Here is a 3229-nt window from a genome sequence, read left to right as displayed (position 1 = left end):
TCTTTAAAAATCTGGATCAAGCTGAAAATTGAAACACTGAACAACGAAAGTTGTTCGTGAGTCTCTCAAATTTTCGCAACACGATGATGAATCGTAAGAAACATCTTCGGGTTGTGAGGTTAAGCGACTAAGCGTACACGGTGGATGCCCTGGCAGTCAGAGGCGATGAAGGACGTGCTAATCTGCGATAAGCGTCGGTAAGGTGATATGAACCGTTATAACCGGCGATTTCCGAATGGGGAAACCCAGTGTGATTCGTTACACTATCATTAACTGAATCCATAGGTTAATGAGGCGAACCGGGGGAACTGAAACATCTAAGTACCCCGAGGAAAAGAAATCAACCGAGATTCCCCCAGTAGCGGCGAGCGAACGGGGAGCAGCCCAGAGCCTGAATCAGTGTGTGTGTTAGTGGAAGCGTCTGGAAAGGCGTGCGATACAGGGTGACAGCCCCGTACACAAAAATGCACATATTGTGAGCTCGATGAGTAGGGCGGGACACGTGGTATCCTGTCTGAATATGGGGGGACCATCCTCCAAGGCTAAATACTCCTGACTGACCGATAGTGAACCAGTACCGTGAGGGAAAGGCGAAAAGAACCCCGGCGAGGGGAGTGAAAAAGAACCTGAAACCGTGTACGTACAAGCAGTGGGAGCACGCTTAGGCGTGTGACTGCGTACCTTTTGTATAATGGGTCAGCGACTTATATTCTGTAGCAAGGTTAACCGAATAGGGGAGCCGAAGGGAAACCGAGTCTTAACTGGGCGTTAAGTTGCAGGGTATAGACCCGAAACCCGGTGATCTAGCCATGGGCAGGTTGAAGGTTGGGTAACACTAACTGGAGGACCGAACCGACTAATGTTGAAAAATTAGCGGATGACTTGTGGCTGGGGGTGAAAGGCCAATCAAACCGGGAGATAGCTGGTTCTCCCCGAAAGCTATTTAGGTAGCGCCTCGTGAATTCATCTCCGGGGGTAGAGCACTGTTTCGGCAAGGGGGTCATCCCGACTTACCAACCCGATGCAAACTGCGAATACCGGAGAATGTTATCACGGGAGACACACGGCGGGTGCTAACGTCCGTCGTGAAGAGGGAAACAACCCAGACCGCCAGCTAAGGTCCCAAAGTCATGGTTAAGTGGGAAACGATGTGGGAAGGCCCAGACAGCCAGGATGTTGGCTTAGAAGCAGCCATCATTTAAAGAAAGCGTAATAGCTCACTGGTCGAGTCGGCCTGCGCGGAAGATGTAACGGGGCTAAACCATGCACCGAAGCTGCGGCAGCGACACTATGTGTTGTTGGGTAGGGGAGCGTTCTGTAAGCCTGTGAAGGTGTACTGTGAGGTATGCTGGAGGTATCAGAAGTGCGAATGCTGACATAAGTAACGATAAAGCGGGTGAAAAGCCCGCTCGCCGGAAGACCAAGGGTTCCTGTCCAACGTTAATCGGGGCAGGGTGAGTCGACCCCTAAGGCGAGGCCGAAAGGCGTAGTCGATGGGAAACAGGTTAATATTCCTGTACTTGGTGTTACTGCGAAGGGGGGACGGAGAAGGCTATGTTGGCCGGGCGACGGTTGTCCCGGTTTAAGCGTGTAGGCTGGTTTTCCAGGCAAATCCGGAAAACTAAGGCTGAGGCGTGATGACGAGGCACTACGGTGCTGAAGCAACAAATGCCCTGCTTCCAGGAAAAGCCTCTAAGCATCAGGTAACATCAAATCGTACCCCAAACCGACACAGGTGGTCAGGTAGAGAATACCAAGGCGCTTGAGAGAACTCGGGTGAAGGAACTAGGCAAAATGGTGCCGTAACTTCGGGAGAAGGCACGCTGATATGTAGGTGAAGTCCCTCGCGGATGGAGCTGAAATCAGTCGAAGATACCAGCTGGCTGCAACTGTTTATTAAAAACACAGCACTGTGCAAACACGAAAGTGGACGTATACGGTGTGACGCCTGCCCGGTGCCGGAAGGTTAATTGATGGGGTCAGCGCAAGCGAAGCTCTTGATCGAAGCCCCGGTAAACGGCGGCCGTAACTATAACGGTCCTAAGGTAGCGAAATTCCTTGTCGGGTAAGTTCCGACCTGCACGAATGGCGTAATGATGGCCAGGCTGTCTCCACCCGAGACTCAGTGAAATTGAACTCGCTGTGAAGATGCAGTGTACCCGCGGCAAGACGGAAAGACCCCGTGAACCTTTACTATAGCTTGACACTGAACATTGAGCCTTGATGTGTAGGATAGGTGGGAGGCTTTGAAGTGTGGACGCCAGTCTGCATGGAGCCGACCTTGAAATACCACCCTTTAATGTTTGATGTTCTAACGTTGACCCGTAATCCGGGTTGCGGACAGTGTCTGGTGGGTAGTTTGACTGGGGCGGTCTCCTCCTAAAGAGTAACGGAGGAGCACGAAGGTTGGCTAATCCTGGTCGGACATCAGGAGGTTAGTGCAATGGCATAAGCCAGCTTGACTGCGAGCGTGACGGCGCGAGCAGGTGCGAAAGCAGGTCATAGTGATCCGGTGGTTCTGAATGGAAGGGCCATCGCTCAACGGATAAAAGGTACTCCGGGGATAACAGGCTGATACCGCCCAAGAGTTCATATCGACGGCGGTGTTTGGCACCTCGATGTCGGCTCATCACATCCTGGGGCTGAAGTAGGTCCCAAGGGTATGGCTGTTCGCCATTTAAAGTGGTACGCGAGCTGGGTTTAGAACGTCGTGAGACAGTTCGGTCCCTATCTGCCGTGGGCGCTGGAGAACTGAGGGGGGCTGCTCCTAGTACGAGAGGACCGGAGTGGACGCATCACTGGTGTTCGGGTTGTCATGCCAATGGCACTGCCCGGTAGCTAAATGCGGAAGAGATAAGTGCTGAAAGCATCTAAGCACGAAACTTGCCCCGAGATGAGTTCTCCCTGACTCCTTGAGAGTCCTGAAGGAACGTTGAAGACGACGACGTTGATAGGCCGGGTGTGTAAGCGCAGCGATGCGTTGAGCTAACCGGTACTAATGAACCGTGAGGCTTAACCTTACAACGCCGAAGGTGTTTTGGCGGATGAGAGAAAGATTTTCAGCCTGATACAGATTAAATCAGAACGCAGAAGCGGTCTGATGAAACAGAATTTGCCTGGCGGCCGTAGCGCGGTGGTCCCACCTGACCCCATGCCGAACTCAGAAGTGAAACGCCGTAGCGCCGATGGTAGTGTGGGGTCTCCCCATGCGAGAGTAGGGAACTGCCAG

At 52.6% G+C, this 3229-nt stretch carries 2 rRNA genes; both read left to right on the top strand.

Annotated features, from left to right (window positions below):
- Nucleotides 1-117: 117 nt before the first annotated feature.
- A 23S ribosomal RNA gene (locus BFF42_RS13880) occupies nt 118-3020 on the top strand.
- Between the two features lie 95 nt (nt 3021-3115).
- Nucleotides 3116-3229, top strand: a 5S ribosomal RNA gene (gene rrf / locus BFF42_RS13875); the annotation flags it as partial.

Source organism: Shigella sp. FC1661 (genome assembly GCF_001712525.1).
GTDB lineage: Bacteria > Pseudomonadota > Gammaproteobacteria > Enterobacterales > Enterobacteriaceae > Escherichia > Escherichia coli.
The sequence above is the reverse complement of the archived record's forward strand: the minus strand, read 5'-3'. Positions and strand labels throughout refer to the sequence as shown.